The organism is Actinoallomurus acaciae (assembly GCF_042429965.1).
Lineage (GTDB): Bacteria > Actinomycetota > Actinomycetes > Streptosporangiales > Streptosporangiaceae > Actinoallomurus > Actinoallomurus acaciae.
In genome coordinates this window covers 1-2,079 of sequence record NZ_JBHLZP010000882.1, presented here as the reverse complement: position 1 = coordinate 2,079, position 2,079 = coordinate 1, and the positions used below count along the sequence as shown (strand labels likewise).

2 protein-coding genes and 1 pseudogene are annotated in these 2,079 nt (G+C 74.0%); 2 read left to right on the top strand and 1 reads right to left on the bottom strand.

Features of this window, described 5'->3' with window-relative positions; translation table 11 throughout:
- Positions 1-188, top strand: a 188-nt coding sequence (locus ACFFNX_RS48430) for a hypothetical protein (RefSeq protein WP_378213194.1), incomplete at its 5' end; no start/stop codon positions are given.
- Positions 189-306: 118 nt separating this feature from the next.
- A complete protein-coding gene (locus ACFFNX_RS48425; RefSeq protein WP_378213192.1) occupies positions 307-1,773 on the top strand; it encodes an EamA family transporter in 1,467 nt (488 codons plus the stop codon).
- A gap of 47 nt (positions 1,774-1,820) precedes the next feature.
- Here ACFFNX_RS48425 and ACFFNX_RS48420 read toward each other — a convergent pair.
- Positions 1,821-2,079: pseudogene (locus tag ACFFNX_RS48420) on the bottom strand (hypothetical protein); the annotation flags it as partial.

Below are 2,079 nucleotides of genomic sequence, written 5' to 3'. Positions count from 1 at the left end.
AACTGCTGGCCCACTCGCAGGTCATCACGCTGCACGCCCGCGTCACACCGGAGACCACCGGCATGATCGGCGCCGAGCTCGGCCGCCTCACCGCGACGCTCGCCCCCGCCGAACGCGAGCGGTTCCGCGCGACGATGGCCGGCATCATCCAGCGCCGCCCTGCGGCGCACGACGCCGGACGACGCTGAGCCGCACGACAGCCCGGTCGCGTCCGCACCCCTGACCCTGGCGCCACGACCCACGATCGGGCACGCGCACCGGAGTGACCGTCGACTCACTACCTCGAATCGAGGTAGTGTCCTCCGCGTGTCTCAACGACGGGCGACCGCCCCGCTCGGGCTGTGGGTGACGCTGACCCTGGGCGTGCCGTTCCTGCTGATCTCGATCGCCGCGCGCGTCCTGCCGGCCGACGTGCTGACCGTCGTCCGGTTCGGGCTCGCCGGCCTGACGCTCCTCACGGTGCTGACGGTGCGCGACGGCCTGCCGCGCGCGATCACCGCGATCGGCGGGCTGCTGCGAGACCGGCCGGTCGAGGTGCTACTCGTCGGATTGTGCTCCGCGGCGCTGCCGTCCGTCCTGATCACCTGGGGCGAGCACCACGTGCCGACCGGGACGGTGTCGCTGCTCCTGGCCTCCACGCCGATCTGGATCGCCGTGGGCGGTCACGTCCTGCTGCCCGCCGAACGGCTGCGGGCGCGGCAGGCGGCCTGCCTGCTGGTGGCGCTGGGCGGGACGGCGCTGCTGACCGCCGGCGGACGCACCGGGGCGTCCACGCCGTGGCCGGCCCTTCCCCTGGCGGCGGCCGTGAGCTACGCCGCCGGCAGCCTGATCGTGCGCGGCCGCCTTCGCCAGGCCGACGCGCTCACGCTCACCTGCGCGCAGATGGCGGTGGCGACGCTCGTCTCGGCGCCCTTCGCCGCGACGCATCTCGCGCACGTACGGTGGCAGGCCGGACCGTGGGCGGCGGCCGCGGTCCTGGGAGTCGTCTGCTCCGGGCTGGGCTGGCTCGCCAACACCGTCCTGACGCAGCGGGTGACCGCCGTGCAGGCCTCACTCGTGTCCTTCACGGCACCGGTGATCTCCGTCCTGCTCGGCACGACGGTCCTCGGGGAGCGCCTGTCGCCGCCGCAGTTCGCCGCCGCCGCGACCGTGCTGGCCGCCATCATGGCGTTCAGCGTTCCGTCCGGCCGGGCGGGACGGCCGAACCCACGCCGGGAGGTACGAGCCATCCTCGAACTCGCGATCCTCGGGTTCCTCTCCGAGCACGCCCTGCACGCGTACGAGCTCCGCCGGCGCATCGGCGCGCTGATGGGGCACGTACGGCCGGTCAGCGACGGCTCCCTGTACCCGGCGTTGCACCGTCTGCGGCGTCAGGAGCTGGTGACCCGCCGCCCGGAGCCGGGCGCGGGCGGACCGCGACGCCAGGTCTTCGAGCTGACCGACGTCGGCCGCGCCGAGCTGCTGCGGCGCCTGGAGCGGCCGGGCGAGCTGGAGATCAGCGACCGCAACAAGTACTTCGTGCTCCTGGCCTTCCTGCACCTGCTGCCGTCGGCGGACGCGCAGGCCCGGGTGCTCCGGCAGCGCCTGGAGTTCCTCCGGGACCCGCGACGGGGGTTCTTCGTCGACGACGACCGCGCGCTGCGCCAGGACGAGCTCCGCTCGCCGTTCCAGGCAGGCCTGCAGCACATCGCCCGGGTGACCTCATCGGCCGAACGCGCCTGGCTCACCGGCATGCTGGACGCGATGGAGACGGAGCGGCCGGCGACCTCGTAGCCGTCGAAGAACGAGGCTTGTCATCGCGGCGATCCGGCCCACGGCCTTTACATTGTAGATTCTTTCGAGCCGAGAGTGCCGGTCGGCAGCGGGCGCTCGTCGGCGAAGACCGGGTCGCAGGCCAGCCGGTACCCGCGCTTGACCACCGTCTCCACCAGCCCTCCCCCGCCGAGGCCCCGCCGCAGCCGCGCCACCGCCATCTCCACCGCGTGCTCGTCGGCCTGCGGGCGGCCGTACGCCCCGCTGGGCAGGGCACGGCTGGGCAGCACCCCGCACAGCTCCGCGCGCGAGACCACGTGCCCGGGA